General features: G+C 62.8%; 4 protein-coding genes. All 4 read right to left on the reverse strand.

Going from position 1 to position 17,388, the window contains the following annotated elements:
* Positions 1-10: 10 nt before the first annotated feature.
* The 4 genes from AC0IXA_RS02920 to gspE all read right to left on the reverse strand — a co-directional run bounded on the left by AC0IXA_RS02920 (position 11) and on the right by gspE (position 16,829).
* Positions 11-12,496, reverse strand: a complete 12,486-nt coding sequence (locus AC0IXA_RS02920) for a filamentous haemagglutinin family protein (protein ID WP_471811572.1) — start codon at positions 12,494-12,496, stop codon at positions 11-13.
* A gap of 174 nt (positions 12,497-12,670) precedes the next feature.
* Complete coding sequence (locus AC0IXA_RS02925; RefSeq protein ID WP_471811574.1) at positions 12,671-13,774, reverse strand: substrate-binding domain-containing protein; 1,104 nt, start codon at positions 13,772-13,774, stop codon at positions 12,671-12,673.
* A gap of 437 nt (positions 13,775-14,211) precedes the next feature.
* The gene (gene gspF / locus AC0IXA_RS02930; RefSeq protein ID WP_471811576.1) at positions 14,212-15,423 is read right to left on the reverse strand and encodes a type II secretion system inner membrane protein GspF; all 1,212 of its coding nucleotides are present in this window, start codon (positions 15,421-15,423) and stop codon (positions 14,212-14,214) included.
* Positions 15,423-16,829 carry a type II secretion system ATPase GspE gene (gene gspE, locus AC0IXA_RS02935; RefSeq protein WP_471811578.1) on the reverse strand — a complete coding sequence of 469 codons (1,407 nt, stop codon included), beginning with the start codon at positions 16,827-16,829 and terminating at the stop codon, positions 15,423-15,425. The genes gspF and gspE overlap by 1 nt, the downstream gene beginning before the upstream one ends.
* Positions 16,830-17,388 lie beyond the last annotated feature (559 nt).

The raw sequence follows: 17,388 nt of genomic DNA on the forward strand, positions 1-17,388 counted from the left end.
CGAGAGTTCTTTACAGCGTCAGCTGCCCACGCTCCTCCTCGGTCAGCTGCTGTTTCGCCTGTTCATCCAACGCCCCGGCGCCCAGCACCTGCACCGGGCTGTCCGGGTTATAACCGGTCGCCGGCGCGCGACTGGCACCATCGCGCGACGGCGCCAGTTGCTCGTTGCCGAAACTGAGCACCTGCACAGTGAACACCGAAGCCTGGTTCTGCCGCGCCGCTGCCTGTTGCTGCCGGGCGACGTCTTCCGCCGCTTGCGTAGCGGAGGATGCCGCCGAACTCGCCGAGGTAATCGCGCCGGTGTTCACCGCCGACACCACCGGCACGCCGGTTGCCTTGCCCTGCACCGAAATGTTCGCGGCGTTGACCACCGTCAGCGCGGCGATGTTGACGTTGCCTGATACGCGAATCCCCGCCTCGCCGGCATCGATGGTGCCCAGTGGCGCGATCAGGTCGATGTTGCCCGGCGCCACTTCGGCGATCGGGTTGAGCGTGGCGATACCGGCGCCGGTGCTCGGCACCGACGGCGATAGCGTGACGTTGCCCCAGCTGTCGTAGACACGTTTTGGCGGCGTGTAGACCACGGTGGTTTTCGAGCCGCGACCGGCGTTGATATCGCCCTCGGCGGACCAGCCGAGAATCGAGCCGCCGAACGTGGTCATGATCCGGCTCTGGCCGAGCAGAATGCTGCCTTGCGAGTACAGCTGAATGTCGCCCGAGCCTTGGGTGATGATCCCTGCCGTCGACGGTGGCGCCGCGCCTTCGATTCCGAAAACCTGGCCACCGCCCGGTGTGAGCATCTGGATATCGCCGCCAAACAGCGTCTTGACTCCGGCGCCGCCGTACAACGTGATATCGCCGTCGTAGCGAATCGGATTGCCGGCGACATCAGTGGTCGGGAACAGCGCCGCAATGGCGTTGCGACCGCGCAGGTAACTGCCAGTGCGCGGGCCGTCGGCATCGGTGTATTCCAGGCCGCCGGCGCGCAATTCGGCGAAGTACACCTGGCGGGCGAAGATCGCCTGTTCGGTACTCGGCAGTGCGGCGAAGAAGGCTTGCGCCTGTTCGGCGCTACCCTTGAAGCCATAACCCAGGCTCAGCCAGCTCTGCAGTTCTTCGACGTAGGTCTTGACCACTTTGCCCGGCTGCGCGCTGAGGGCCACCGCTGAATCCGCTACGTTTTGCGGGTTCAGATAACGCGTAATGAACCGTGAGTAATCCGGCCCCTGCGCGCCCGCACCCGCTTGCATCACGATGCTCGCACCGGGGCGCTGATCACCTGCCACGACAGGGCCGAGGCTGGTGATGCTGGCGCGATCTTCCATCAGGATATTGCGCCCGGCATTGACGTCCAGAACACCCGGGCCGGCAATGTCGAAGCTGCTGTAGAGAATGTCTCGCCCGGCCGAAATCCGCGAAATGTCGCGCGCATCGTTATGCACGAACAGATTGCCGGTAGACGCGATCTGTTCGTTATTGCGACTCATGCCCCCAACGGGCGCAAACGTGGGTTGCCCCAAATTGGTACCGGACGCCACGATGTCACGCCCCGCCACCATCCACACCGGGCCTGCCGATTCATACCAGGTGCGCTTCGTGGTCGCGAACGCCAGCGTTTCGCCCGTGCGAATTCCTACCAGGTCACCGGTCAGTGCATAGAAGCGCGCCGGCCCCTGAACACTGCTCAACCCCGAGTAGCTATCGGGACCAAAGGCAAACAGTGGATAGCGCGAATTGGTTTGCGCCAGCACACCATCGCTGCCGGCGTTGGTCGTGATCGGCCGAGCGGACTGGTTGTTGCCGTAGCCATTGAACGCGGGTGCAAACGGTGTGGCGAGCGCCGCCGGGCTGGCCCCTGACTGGTTGATGGCGTAGCCGCCGGCATAGATCGAATCCCCAGCGATCAGTTCAAGCTGCCCCGCGCTGGAAGGTGCCAACAGCAATGACCAGGCCAGAGCCGGCGCCGGGTTGCCTATGCCGTAGGCCGCTGATGGTCCCGCATAAATCGAGCCCTGGCCGGCCACGGCACGCAATATCGAAGGAAAGACGAAGCGGTCATCGGTCGGTGACCCGTTAAGCCCGGCGACGGGGTCCTGCCCGGTGGTTTCCATCAACTGGGTGCTGGGCGTCAGGTTGCCGCCGGCCGAGAACAAATCGATGGCCGTGTGATCGGTCCACAGCGAGAAACCACTCAAACCGCCACCGGCATGGTAAATGCCATCCGCCGTGGTAAACGGTGTGGAATTCTGCAACCTCACGCGGCCCGGATCGGCGGCGCCACCCAACACCAGATCGCCGCGAGTGTTGAGGCGCATGCCGGAGTCACCGGGAATCAGCACCAGCCCACCACTGGCATTACTGGCCGTCGAGTTGAACGGGTCGAAGGCGCGCGTTTCCCGTGGGTCATGAAACAGCGCCGAGGCGCCGTACTGCAGATTGATACCGCCCAACGCGGCGCCCGTCAGTTGCGCCGCACCGCGCAGGTTGATGAGCGCGCCCTGCAAGTCGTGCGTCGGCGTGCCGGTACCCGCCAGGCCGGCACGTGCCTGCAGAGACGGATTAAGGACACCGCCCAGACGAATATCCAGGTCTCCGCCACCGGTCAGTTGCAGGTTCCCGTCACTGTCCACGCGGCCCGTACTGCCGACAGCCACGATCAACCCCTGACTGCGAGGGTACGACGCATACCTGTCGTCGCCCATGGCCTTGAGCATGCCAGCATCCCCGCCGGCGCTCAGACTGATGTTGCCGCCGCCCAGCGTACCGAACCCGGTAAAGCCCACCAGATAAGGTCTGGTTTCCTCGCCCAGCGCTGGCAATGGCTGCGCAGCGTAGCTGCCGAAATTGATCCACCAGGCAGTCGGTACATCGTTGTTGCCGGTGCCCTGGCGCCAGAGCCAATTGCCCACCGCCACACTCGGCACCTGCTCCCGCGTACCGTCGCCCGTAGCGACCGAGCGACGGCCAAGCACGTCACCCGACACAGACCCGCCGGCATTGATCGTCAGGTTACCGCCCATCTGCGGATACCAGGCCTGATAGAGGCTGGCACTGCCGCCATCGACCCATTTTTCGTAATCGCTGCCAGCGCTGCCCAATACCGAGCCATCAGCCGACAGCCTTCCGCGGGGCTGGTTATAACGCGCGTCGACGTCTGCCGATTGGGTGCCGGCGGTGTAGACGCCGAAAGGTGAGGCCATGCTGAGGTTACCGGCCGCCATCAAATCCAGGTCGCCGGTGCCAGTACGCAAAACGCTGAACATCTGCGTGTGGGCCTGGGCGCTCTTGCTCGGATTGTTTTCAATGCACAGTGCCGGGTCGATGGAGCACCAGAACAATTCGTCATCGTTCATCGGTGTGTAATCCGGCATGCCCATCCAGTTGCCAGGCGCCCACACACTGCGCGCCATGGGCGCGCAAGAACCGGGAGCGATATCACAGAGCACAAGGTATTCCTCGGGAACCGGTTCGTACGGTGTAAAGCCATACTCGTTATCCACCGCCCAGACCAGTTTACCGGCCACCTCGATCATGCTCACACCATAGTGAGTGTCGGCCATTTGCAAGTTGCCAACGCTGGTCTGAGGTTTCACGCTACGGCTGTCGGCCGCAGTCAGATCGGCCCCTGCCACCATGCGCATCGACCACGACGCACTGCCCGCCGGCAGCATGCTGGCGATCGCCCAGTTTCGACCTTGCTGGTTTCCATTGGCAGGACGCAGGTCGAGCAATACCGTGCCATCGGCGAGCTTCACGTTGGTCATGGAGGGGATCAGCGAACCCCGCAACAGCGCCAACGTTCCGTTCAACACAACACCCACCGTTTTATTGTCGGCATCAACCGCACCCGGCAGCGGCACGCCTTTGGGCCAGAGCAGGGCCTGCAGTGCGGTGGCGTTGTTCAAGCGAATACCTGCACCCAAACGACTGCCGGTCGGCAGGGTCACAGCGTTGTCGAGCAACGTACCGGCGGCATACATCAGGTTACCCGCCGCGTCATGCACATCGCCGGCCAGCACCGTTCCACCCTGTAACACGTAAGGTGCGGCCAAAGTGCTCTGAACCGGCAACACCGTGCCCGCAGCCAGTGTGGCGGCTTGAATCGGCAGGTCGTAATTCAAGGTGGCGCCTACCGGAAAGAGCGTCCCTTCGGCAAGGCTGACACCACTGCCCGGTACGATCAGGTCACCGCCGAAAGGCTGTATACCCGGCAACAGTTTCCAGCCAGCGTCGTCCACGGTTTCCGGCGGCGGTGCGAAACCGTCGTTGATGCTGCCGTAGATATCGAGGTTGCCACCGGCACGGATCAACAGGCTGCCCGCTTCCCCGCTGCCATACACCGAGGTCCGGCGAGTGTGCGGGTTAAGGCTGGCGTAACGGTAGCCGGACAAGTCGAGGTCGCCCTGCACCACCAGATCGCCGTCAGCGGTTTTGCTGACGATTTCCACCCCCGGGCGCAGATGAAACGCATCGGCATAGGTCGCATTGTTGAGGCCGGCCAGTTTGCGTTGTAGCAGATCACTGTTACCCAGCGCCGCATCGATAAAGCCGCTGCTGTCTGAGTGAATGCGATCCAGGTAGGCTTGATCGATCACTTGATACGGGCGACCGCTGGCCGCCGGATCGGTGCCATCGGCAGCATCACTGTAACTTCGCACGGCATTCAGCCCGATGGAGCGGGCACCTTGAATACTCAATGTACCGCTGGCATCCACCGCAATGTCACCGCCGCCCAGGCGCGGTGCATTCAGCTCCAGCGTCCCACGCAACACGTCATCGCGTTGTCCCGCCTGGTTTCCAGGCACTGCATCGGTGCCGTGACGCAGATCAATCCGTGCACCAGCGGCCAGCGTCAGCACGCCGTCACCTGAATTGAGTTCAACCATGGCGCGGTTCGGTGCGTCGATGATTTTGCCGTAGCTGTCGACGCGCAGTACGCGGCCATGGGCATCGAGCAGCGCGTTGCCCGTCAGGCTCAAACCGTTTTTGCCGGCAAGGCGAATGCTGCCGACCCGTTCACCACTGGCATCGATCACCCCGTCCACGGTCAGGTTGCCGTTGTCCACCGAGACATTGACTTCGCCCGCTTTGAGTTCGTTACCGATACGCAGATTGCCCTGCTTGAACTGGAAGCTTCGACTGCCCACTACCCCGCCAGCATTCAAGCGCAGGTTTAGGCTGGCAAAGGCCTCGCTCAAATCACCCGCCAGGCGCTGGGCGCGAATGTCCACGCCAGCGGCCTTGTACGGCACCCACGTACCGCCCGCGTCGTAATAGCCACTGCTGCTGCCGACAATCTGCCCTTGCAGATCAACCTGTCCGGCGTCAGTGGCCAGGGCCACAACGCTCAATTGGCCGGCCTGATTGTTGACGGCGGACAGATCGATTCGCGAGCCCGCCGACTGACGAATATTGCCGTTGTTGCTCTGCAACGACACGTCGCCGCCCCAGCTGTATTTCTGCACATCATTGAACGGCAGAACCCGGCCCGCCATGTCCACCTGCGCGCCGCTGCCAAGCAGCAGATCATCCTCGGCATTGACCAGCAGCTTGCCGCTGGCGAGGACGATGCGACTGTCGAGCACAACACTGCGTGCCGTCAGGCTCAGTTGCGCACCGAGGGCATCCGCGGCAGCCGTTGTGGCGCTACCACTCAGAGTCAGGTTGTTGCCCGCCATGAGTTCACTGACCGAGGCGGCCTCGCCGGTCAGCAATGGCGTGCGCAGATTGAGATTGCCGCCGCTGTAGCTGAACCCCTTGACCGCGTCATAAGCTCCTTGGGATTCGTACACCGCCAGACTGCCCTTGTGGTTGGCGGTGATGCGCTCGCTGGCGTTGAAGTTGACGTTGGCAAATCCCAGGGCCAGTCGGTTATTGCGATCCAGGCCATTGGGCTGCGGGTTCGGGCCATAACCCAATTCGATCCGCTGCGCCTGAATATCCAGCGTGCCGTGCCCGTTGCCGGCGCCGTCCTTGACCACCGTACCCGGGGCCTGAGTCGCCCCGTTCCAGATCAGATTGCGGGTGCGGATCGTCGCGACATCGGTGGCAGCGCCCGAGCCGTAGATGGCCGGGCTACCCAACACCAGATTCTGCAAACGGCTCTGGCCGGTCTGCGGATCAATGGTGTCGAGGGTCACGCTGCCGAAAAAGTTGAACGCATCGCGGGCCACCAGACTCAGGGTTTCCAGGGCGGGGGCGCCAGATTGCGTGTCGCCCTGCAACAGGCGATCCAGCACGTTCTGGTTAAGCGTCAGGCCCGCGGGTGTGCGGCCGCTGGCTGCCGCCAGTGCTTGCGCACTGCCGGCATTGACCACACCGACCGAAAGCCCGAGTTGGCGAGTGCCAAAGCGCACGCTTTCGCCCAGTTCGAAGTCTTTGTCAGTGGCGGCGATGATGCTGCCGTTGGAGTACAGCAACGCCGCAGCGGTGCAATCGGCCGTCGGACAGTTGCCGATACGAATGCTCCCGCCCCCGCCATCGGTGGGCGCAAGCACCGGCGTCCAGCCATTGGACACCACCAGCAGGCTGGAGCGCCCCGGCTCGTAGACGAAACCGGCTGCGGCATCATACGGGACGTCACCTCGCCCCAAGGTATTGACGCCCGCTCCCGCATCGATGGTGATGCCGCCATTGGCGCTGTTACTGCTCAGCACAACCTCTGGCGCCGAGAGGATCGCGCCCTCGCGCAGACGAATCGCCGAGGTATTGCCGATCACCTTGATCGAGCCGCCCTCCGCACCGTAATACACGGTTGGGGTGCCACCGATGGTCAAACGTCCGGCATTCAAGCGGTTGAGGGTGTCGGCGTACAGCGATACACCGTCGAACCCTGGCGTTCGCGTATGCCCGGCACCGAGAATTTCAAACTCTGCGCCGGTATAACCGCCCTGCACGACCGCCGTACCAATAACCCCGCCGCTGGCAGGTTTGAACAGCACCTGCCCGTTGAAGTCCAGGGCTGAGTCGTGCTCACCGCCGCTGACCATGCGCAGGTGCAGCGTGTTGCCGTCCAGCGGTGTGCGGGCGCGCGGCAGACCGCGGCGGGCAGCATCGTTGAGCACAAATTGGCTGAACCCGGTTTCGTTGTACTGTGAATAGCGCCGCAGCACATCGGCAGACGTCACGATGACCTGGCTGGGCAAACTGTCGCGAATACCGGTGTTGGCAATCGACAGCTGTCCGGCCGTGGTCCACGAGCCATTGCGCAACTTCAACGCACTGTCCATCGGCCCCGCAATCGCTTGACCATTGATTTCGACCCGGAAGGCGCCCGGTAACAAGGCAAAGGTCGATGGCAACAAGGTGTAGGTGCCGGGTGCCAGTCCGGCAACGCCGGTCCCGAGGGTGATCTGCTGGCCGATACGCGGATCGACCGCGCCGGCCTCGGCCAGCATCGGCGCATAGCGGCTCTGGTCACCGGCCACGATTGCATACACGGGGTTGCTGGCCAGCCCCGGCAAACTGAAGGTGCCATCGGTGGCATTGCGTACCAGCGGATTGAAACGCGCGTCGGCGGAGCCACCTCGTCCGGAGACAAAACCGGCACCGCGCAAATCGCCGCCGCCCGAAAGGTCGATCACCGCCCCGGCCTGCACATTGGTGTATTGCGCATCAAGGATGACCCCGGAGGTCGCTCCGGCAATGCCATTCAACATCACCGACTTACCGTTGTACCGATAGTCGATACCGTCGGTGGTTCCTCCATAGGGCATGACCAGTCCGGCGGCGCTGACTGAAGTCACGCTGCCCGGCAGAAGGTGAAGTTCACGGGTTTTGACAATGACGTCATCACCCAGGGATATCAGCCCCAAAGGCGCACGAATGACGCCGCCCTGCTCGATCTGTCCCGCACTGAGTGTCAGGCTGCCGAACACCGAGTAAGGCAAAGCGGTCGGCGCCGCCCCGTGATTGCCGATACGCAACGTATGCTCCGGCACCGATCCGGCCATACTTTGATAGCCCACTCGCACCTCAGCCGAGACGCCGCTGGCCGGGTAGATCTGCGCAGCCCGCATGTGCATGTCACCCGCAGTCCACAGACGGCTGCGCTGCTGTTCATCGGTTGGCGCGAGGAAGCGCAAGTCGCCCTGGCTGTCGAGCGTGACCAGACCAAAGCCACGGCGGCTGACCGCCAGCGCCGGTGCGGCCGATTGCACAAGAGTCCCTTCGGTGCCGAATGAAAGCGAGTTGCCCACGTCCAGCAGGTTCGCGCTGGCGGTGAATTGCGCGCCGGACAACTGCGCTGTCGGATTGCTCATCACCCGCGGACGCACTTTGACTTCCGAGCTGAAATAGGTGCCCAGCCCTGACAGGCGCAGGTAAGGTGCGCTGAGGTTGACCCGGGCGCTGTCACTCGCCGACTCGGCCAATGAAAGAGAACCGGCGAACAGGCTCAGGCCCTGTCCCATGTGCAGGTCGACATCGCCGTCGAACGTCATCAGACCGTTGCTCAGCAGACTCACGCTGTCGAAGCCACCGCTCATAAGCTGATCGGCACTCAAGCGTGTACGCCCGTAGCGTAAAAGTGGCGAAGCCTCTCCCGCTCGCAGCGGCTGCGGCAGTGCCGGCGCAGGCCCTTGGGCAATGATCATTTCACGTGGCACGCGCACCGCATTGCTCAAGTTCGCGGAACCGTACGCCGGTGTATCCAGAGCGATCTCCAGACGCCCGCCCGCCGCACCCGCACCTCCAGCATTGGCCTGCAGACTGCCCTCGATGAACAGACCATTGTAGGAACTCAGGGTGATCCGTCCGCCATCGGTGGCCACACGAGCGGGGCCTTGCCCACCGCTATCGAGCACGGCTTGCGCACCGGACGCTTCCAGTCGCGCACCTTGGCGGATGATGACGTAAGCATCGGCAGCGGTCGCCGTGATTTTCTTCACATCGATCTCGCCACCGACAATGATCGAGCCACCCTTGCCGACCTGGCCGTAGACGCGGCCCAGCGCATCGACAGCGGTGGCTGCCCGACCGGCGACATCGATCAAGGCATGTTCACCGATCCAGATCGAACGGTTGTGCGGGGTCGGATCGGCCTCTTGCAAGGACGTCGCCACATCAATCGCGCCGAACTGCTGTTGACGGATATCGACAATACCGCCCCAAGCGTTGAGTTCACCATCAAGCGTGATCTGGCCTGCCCCGCGCAAACCGATGCGCTGGCCGGGATCGACACTGATCCGTGAGCCTTCGCCAATCGACAACGGACTGCTGGCAGGATCAATCAAGCCAGCAAGCGTCGCGCCGGCCTGCAATGCGACAGAAGCGCCGGCCCTTTGCGTCAAGACACCCTTGAGCGGGTCTTCCTGAAATAACGCGGGCGTCCATAGCTCCAGCGCAGCGCGCGGCGACATACCGGACACAATGGTCGAGGCGGATTCGCCAAACCGATAGACCGGCATCTGCACATCGATCGCGCTTTGCGCGGCGACCTCCAGCCCCTTCAGACCGATGATGTTGTAGGCGCTGAACCCGGTGCGGAACAGCTCCGGCGTCAGGCGCAAGGTCTGGTCTTCGGACACTTCGCCGGAAGCGCCGATCCGCACCTTGCTGGCCTGCACGGTCAAGGTGCCGCCGCCGTTCACGCCATAGCCCTGCACCTCGCCATCGAGCACCATGCGCGACTGGCCTGGCGCACTGTTGGCGCTGGATTCAAGCGTCACGTCGCCACCCTTGCCGCCACGCGTCTTGCCGTTGGCCAATACCGCACCGCCCGACGAAACATCGACCAGACTGCCACGGGCCAGCAGAATGTCGCCGGTACTGCGGATCGACACCGTCCCGCCATTGAGATACGCCAGGCCGCCCGCGTCGTCCGGGTTACTCGACAGGTTGCTCCACAGACCGCGTGTTTGCAGCTGCACACCCTGCGCAACCGTCACTCGCGCTTGCTTGCCTGCTGAAACCTGGAGACTGGTGTCATCACGCCGATCGGTGGCGAGCTGGTTCAAAACGTTGCCCAATTGCAGGCTGCCGCCTTGCGCAATCAGATCGGCATTGACCTGCACGTCAGGGCTGAACAGGGTGATGTTGCCACCGTGATCCACCGTCACGCCTTCATTGACTTCAATCGTGTTTTTCGCCGAGATCTTCAGCGCACCCAGCGCGAAACCATTGAGCAGCCCGGCATCGAGGAACAGTTTGCCTGCGCGTTCTGCCGCGACCGCATCGGTCAGCCCTGCGTTCGCTACGCTGGCATGCGCGCCCCCCACTTGCACCTGATCGAGCAACGGGTCGAGTTGATAGAGCAGGCCGGCACTGGCAGCGACATAAGCAGCATCGTAACTGCCAACCACCAACTGCCCTCGCCGCGCCCGGGCGGTCTGGGTCTGGGCATAGCCGTCCAGACCTGCCCGCGGTGCCTGGATTTGCCGTTCGCCCTGAAACACCTCGCCCAACAGCTGGCCTTCCAGCACGGCGTTGCCCGTGGCGATCACCAACTGGCCGGCATCCCGGCCAACGGTGTAACCCGCTTCCTGACGACGCGTCGGCGCGATCAGCGGGCTATAGAAATAATCCGTCTGGCCCCAGCGCTCGCTGTGACTTTCGTAACCTTTGTAAAGACCGTTGTAGAGAATATCGCCCGGCGCACGCGACACTTCGTATAACCGCCCGTCCGCACCGCGCAGCCAGCTCTGGCGAATCTCGCCGCCCTGCACATCAAGCGTGCCGCCGGACACATTGATCAGCGAACCTTTTTCGCTGATCACGTCCTTGCCGGAAAACCGCACCTCACCGCCCTGCGCCATCCATTCACCAACGCCATGGCCCTGAGTGCCGAGGTATCCGCCGACCTCCAACAACCCACCGGCGGTGTACCAGCGGTCGGTGGCGTAACCGTTGGTACCCGCCGGCACGAATACCAGCTCACGGACATCGACCCAGATGTCGTTACTGTTGAGCGCGCCGTTCTCGCGATTGACCGGCGCATCACGCTGCTCGTTGCCCTGGACGTTGATCTTGATGTTGTTGTTTGCCATCGCCACTTTGACGCCGAGGGCGCCGGACACGTCGATCACCGCCCCCTCGCGCAATAGACTGCGCTGTCCGGCGGCAACTGCCACCTGCCCACCGGTGGCAAGGGTGATCGAGCCGCTTTTGAATTCGACGGTGCCGCCGCTGCCGATGTCGATGCGTGACTGATCGCTGCGGATCCGGTTGTTGGCATTGACGCCGGTCAGCGCCGCCTCGCGCTGGCTGTCCAGGGCGGTGAGATCACTGCTGTCGAGCAGAATCGCACTGACGCCATTTTCGCCCAGGGTCACACGGCCTTGGGCATCGCTGGCCGGATTGAGCAGATGCACGGTGCCGCGCGTCGCCACCGAAGTGCTCGCCAGCAGCACACCGTTTTGCACAACGTCGCGGCCGGTCAGGGTGATGTCGCCGGTGGATGCCTGGATCAGGCCGGTGTTGCTGACCTTGCCCGAGCTGTCAGCCTTGAAACCGGGAATGACCTCACTGCCGAAGGTGGTTGAATAACCATTGCCGTCGGTGCCCGAGCCCTTGCGGATATAGAAACGGTCCCCCGCACCCAGCACCGTCTGACCTTTGGCCGTACTGATCGAGCCGTCGTTCTGCACGTCCTGGCCGAGCAGCAAGGTATAGCCGCCGGCGTCGGTGGAGAGCGCAGGTTGATGCGTTTGTATGGCTGCGCCACGCTCCACCAGGACTTTGCCAGCAGCGTCGGTAAAGGTTGGCTGACTGCCGGTGCTATCGAAATACAGACCCCGATCGCGAAATTGTGCATCTGTCATGTTCGCGGCTGCCGCTACCAGATTTCGCACATTGACCTGGCTGCCACCGCTGAAGACGATGCCGTTGCGGTTGATCAGCATCACCGTGCCGTCCGCTTTGATCTGCCCCTGAATCTGGCTGGCCCGTGCGCTCGGATCGTTGACGCGATTGAGCACCGCCCAGTTGGCCTGCTGGGCAAATTCCACTGTGGTATTGCGGCCGACGTTGAACGTTTCCCAATTGAGAATCGCCTTGTCGGCGGTCTGCTCGATCTTCACCGTGGTCTTGCCGTCGGCCTGGGTCTGTTGCGGGCCTTTGGCGTTCATCCAGCCCTGGCTCAGGCTGTTATCGATCTTCAGGCCGCCCTCGCCCAATCCGTCCGGAACCACTTGCACACTGCCCAATGCGGCGGCACGTCCAGCGGCTTGTGCGGCCTGCTGAGCGGCAATCGCTGCAACGGTGTTATTGAGTGTCTGCAAAGAGCGCTGCAACTGCTGGCTGGCCCGTTGCTGCTGTGCCAGCGGTGGGGTCATCCCCGGCAGACCGCTCCCACCCGGACGCGACGCCGAAGCCTGCTGCGCTGCGCCCTTCGCGGCAAACCAGGTGGAACTGAACGCTGTCGCCGCCTCGGCACTGCCCGCAACCAGACACAAGGCGACGGCTTGCGCCAATGGCTTGAGCAGCCACTGTGCGGGATCGCCCGCGCCACGTTTGATCGGCCGGATACGGTTACTGTGACGGGAGGTGCGAGCAAGCATCACTACAGGTCCTTTTGGGTGGCAGGTCGGATCAGCCCTGCTGTTACGACATAGGCAGTTGGCGAGCCTCACGACCGAACGGATGTCACACAAACTTCATGATCAAGGAGTAAATCGGCAAAAAAAAACAGCAGCCCGAAGGCTGCTGCCGTTTCATTGCAGTTGAGACAAGGCTTACAAAGGACGGCCAATGCCGTTGCAGGCGTTGGCGTTGTTGATGTCCAGGTTATTGCCCGAGGTGTTGGTGATGAAGTTGGCGGTCACAGCGGTTTTCCAGTTGTTGGGAACCGGCGTGAAGCTGTGGGCGACGGTGGCGACGTTGTTGCCCGGGTTGCTGTAGTGGGTGGTCAGGAAGTTGCGCACGGCGGTGGCCACGGCTGCATCTTTGTAGCACTGGCCGAAGATGAAGTTGGTGTAAGCCACAATCGGGTAACCGCTTGCCGGGTTAGGCACGACCGGGGCCCAGCCAGCCGGGTTGGCAGGTGAGCTTGGCACCGGTGCAGTGCTCAGCGCCAGCGTCACGTTAGCGTTGGTTGGCTGGACGCCATTGACGCGGGCAACCACAGCGTTGCTGGTGGCGTTCACGCCGTCCGGACCCACATAGCCGATCGAACCGTCCACGGCGTTCACCGCAGTGGCCACATCAGCGGTGTTGGCTACGCCGACCCAAGTCGATGGCACCGCGGAACCGGCCGGCAGACGAGCGTTGGTGAAGGTGGAGTTGACGGCGAATTTGGTCGGGCAGATCGAGTTCAGGTGACGGCTGAGGATTTCGGTGGTGCCGCTCGAAGTGCTGCGATAAACCACGCGGATTGCGGTGGTGTCGGCGGTACCCAACAGCGCGCCCCAGGTAGTCTTGGTGCCCGACAACGCGTCGCACAACTGAACGCTGGTCAGGTTAAGCGCGGTCTGACCGGATTTTTTGTACGGAATGGCAACCGAAGTGGCCACCGATGGCAGCTGGATCAACGGGCCGTACGAAGCACCGAAGTTGCTGGTGTAGGTGCTGAGTTCCGCAGCGCTGAGGATCGAGTCGCTAGCGGCGAAGTGCACGGTGCCGGTGGTACTGAACTGGGCAGCGTTGTTGGTCAGGAAAGCGCTTTTGCCGACGCCGCTACCGGTCACGGCGTAGCTGAAGTTGGCAGGCAGGATGCTGTTGGCAGAACCTTTGTACAGCGCGGCAGGCAGCGAGGCGCCACCACCGGTTACGGCCATGGCCTGGGCGGAAGCCAGAGCGGCGACGGTCAGTGAGGCGGCGATCAGAGTGCGCTTGAACATGAAGAATCTCCTTTTCAACTTGGTTTGGAACACAGGTTTCGGAAGGCTTGCATGACACCGGGAGGGTCCACCGCAGTGGAGCCGCAGGGAGAAATTCGCAGCTTCCGGTGACAGATAAAGGAAAAAACCTCGGGAGCTGCGGGGGTATTTTTGTGGGGATTTCTCGGGTGTTTGCGGTGGGTTGCGGTGCGTCTGGATCGGGGGTTTGACTGAATCGGGCTGGAGCCGTTAGCGGGTGGTTGCAGATGACAGAATGGAGAACCCGAGGATGATGGGATCGGGACTCGGGTGAGGGTCAGGCCGGTGCAAAATATTTGAGTTTTGTGTTGTCGTGACTGGCGCTTTCGCGAGCAGGCTCGCTCCCACAGTTGAAATGCGTTCCTCTGTGGGAGCGAGCCTGCTCGCGAAGAGGCCAGCCCGGCCAACATCAAAAGCGGCTACTGCACCAACTGGTTGATCTCAATAATCGGCAACAACACCGCCATCACAATCACCAGCACCACCCCGCCCATCACCACAATCATCAGCGGCTCGAGCAAGGCGGTCATGCCCATCGCCCGTCGTTCAATGTCCCGGGAAAGCGTCTGTGCCGCACGCTCGAGCATCGGCGGCAGCGAGCCGGTTTTCTCGCCGCTGGCGATCAAGTGAATCAGCACCGGCGGGAAGACATTCTCCACGCGCAGCGCGGCGGCGAGGTTGACGCCTTCGCGCACCTTTGCCGTGGCCTCGCTGACGCTCAGGCTCAAGCGGTCGTTGGACAGCGTCTGCCGCGCTGCTTCCAGTGCACGCAACAACGGCACGCCGGCACCGCCGAGAATTGCCAGCGTGGAGGCGAAGCGCGCGGTGTTCAGGCCGAGAATGAAACGCCCGAACAGCGGCAACTTCAGCACCCGGTGATGCCAGCTCAAGCGCGCCGCCGGATTGCGCAAATACAAACGCCAACTCCAGAACGTCCCGGCCATCACAGCCGCACACAACCAACCCCACGCGCGAATGAAATCACTGGCGGTGAGCATCGCCAGCGTCAGCCCCGGCAGATCCTGCCGCGCCTGAGAAAACGCGCTGACCACCTGCGGCACCACGTAGCTGAGCAGGAAAATCACAATGCCGATCGACACCAACCCGACCACGCCCGGATAGATGAACGCGGTGAGGATTTTGCCGCGCAGGTTGTTGCGTTCCTCGATGTAATCGGCCAGCCGTTCCATCACCTGGGCGAGATCGCCGGACTCTTCGCCAGCGGCAATCAGCGCGCGGTAAATCTCGGGAAAATCCCGTGGCCGCGACGCCAGCGATTCCGCCAGACGCATGCCGCTGCACACATCGGCGCGCACTGCGCTGAGGGTCTGGGCGATGTGCTTTTTCTCGGCCTGCTCGACTGTGGCGCTCAGCGCTGCTTCCAATGGCAGGCTGGCGCCGAGCAGGCTCGCCAGTTGCCGCGTGGCCCAGGCGAGGTCGTTGTCGGAGAGTCTGGCGCTGAACAAACCGCCGCCACCGTGTCGGGCGACGTTGCTTTCCTCGTGCACCGACAACGCTGTCAATCCACGTCCGCGCAAGGCACTGAACGCCGCGCTCTGGCTGTCCGCCTCAAGGTGCCCGGACTCGATTTTCCCGGTGGCATCCGCCGCTTCAAAGCGATAGCGATTCATCAGGCGTCCCGTGTCACGCGAAGGATTTCTTCCGGCGCGGTGGCACCGCTGCGAATCCAGCGCTCACCGTCCTCACGCAGGCTGAACATCCCCGCTTTCGACGCCGCCGCGCGCAAGGCCTGCTCCCCTGCCCCTTGGTGAATCAGCGTGCGGATGTCGTCGTCGATGCAGAACAATTCGTGAATGCCGGTGCGGCCGCTGTAACCGGTTTGATTGCATGCCGCGCAACCGACCGGCCGCCAGGTGCCGGGCGTGGCCGGGTCTTCCTGTTTGCACTGATTGCACAGGCGCCGCACCAGGCGTTGCGCGAGGACGCCGAGCATGGATGACGCGAGCAAGAACGGTTCGACGCCCATGTCGATCAGGCGATTGACCGCCGACACCGCGTCGTTGGTGTGCAGCGTCGCCAGCACCAAGTGCCCGGTGAGCGAGGCCTGCACGGCGATTTGTGCGGTCTCGAGATCGCGGATTTCGCCGATCATGATGATGTCCGGGTCCTGGCGCAGAATCGCCCGCAGCGCGAGGGCAAAGGTCATGTCGATCTTGGCGTTGACCTGAATCTGGCTGATCCCCGGCAAATCGTATTCCACCGGATCTTCCACGGTGAGGATGTTGCTGGTGCTCGCATCCAGCCGCGCCAGCGCCGCGTAGAGACTGGTGGTCTTGCCGCTGCCGGTCGGGCCGGTAACCAGAACGATGCCGTGGGGCTGGCGGATCAGATGATCGAGCTTGCCCAGCACCTGCGCATCCATGCCCAAGGTTTCCAGATGCAAGCGCCCGGCCTGTTTGTCGAGCAGGCGCATCACCACCCGTTCGCCGTGGCCAGTCGGCACTGTCGACACACGAATATCAATCGGCCGCCCCGCTACGCGCAAAGCGATTCGGCCATCCTGGGGCAGGCGTTTTTCAGCGATGTCGAGCTGGGCCATGATCTTGATCCGCGACACCAGCGCACCGTGCAACGCCTTGCGCGGCGAGACCACATCGCGCAGGGTGCCGTCGACGCGGTAGCGCACCACCGAATGGGTTTCGAACGGCTCGATATGAATGTCGCTGGCCTCATCGCGCGCAGCCTGGGTGAGCAAGGCGTTGATCATGCGAATCACCGGCGCGCCGTCCTGGGTGTCGAGCAGGTCGGTGATCTCCGGCATGTCCTGCATCAGCCGATCGAGATCAACCTCGTTTTCCGCAGCACCCACCACCGCCGCCGCACTGCCGGTATCGGCGTAAGCGCTGGCGAGCAGCCCGTCGAGCTCGTCATCACGCACCCGCTCAACCTGCGTCGCACCGAACTGCCGACGCACTTCGCTGATCGACCAGCCGGGCGTTGACGGGCACACCGTCAGCACCCCATCGCGCAAAAGAATGCGCTGCGCCTTGGCCCAGGCATACGGCAATACACTCATCGCCCATCCTCCCCACAATTCGCCATAGCAATGCTATCCCCTGTGGTAATGCGATCCTCTGGGGCAATGAGATCCCTTGTGGCGAGGGGATTTATCCCCGTTGGGCTGCGCAGCAGACCCAAACCTTGAGAACCGGTTTCTACAGGCAAATCCCGTGTACCGGTTTTACGACTGCTGCGCAGCCGAGCGGGGATAAATCCCCTCGCCACAGTCATCATCTCAGTCAAAACCGAGTGCTCCCTTCAATCGGTACCGTGGCAATGGGATCCTCTTTGGCAATGCGATCCCCTGTGGCAATGGGAACCTCTGTGGCGAGGGGATTTATCCCCGTTGGGCTGCGCAGCAGACCCAAACCTTGAGAACCGGTTTCTACAGGCAAATTGCGTGTACCGGTTTTACGGCTGCTACGCAGCCGAGCGGGGATAAATCCCCTCGCCACCGTCATCATCTCAGTCAAAACCGGGTGCTCCCTTCGATCGGTACCGTGGCAATGGGATCCTCTGTGCCAATGCGATCCTCTGAGGCAATGCGATCCCCTGTGGCGAGGGGATTTATCCCC

This window comes from Pseudomonas sp. AC083 (genome assembly GCF_979253165.1).

What these genes read in the sequence shown, in the direction of transcription:
- AC0IXA_RS02920 (WP_471811572.1), bottom strand. Translation starts at nt 12,496, where the DNA reads ATGCTTGCTCGCACCTCCCGTCACAGTAACCGTATCCGGCCGATCAAA.
- AC0IXA_RS02925 (WP_471811574.1), bottom strand. Translation starts at nt 13,774, where the DNA reads ATGTTCAAGCGCACTCTGATCGCCGCCTCACTGACCGTCGCCGCTCTG.
- gspF (WP_471811576.1), bottom strand. Translation starts at nt 15,423, where the DNA reads ATGAATCGCTATCGCTTTGAAGCGGCGGATGCCACCGGGAAAATCGAG.
- gspE (WP_471811578.1), bottom strand. Translation starts at nt 16,829, where the DNA reads ATGAGTGTATTGCCGTATGCCTGGGCCAAGGCGCAGCGCATTCTTTTG.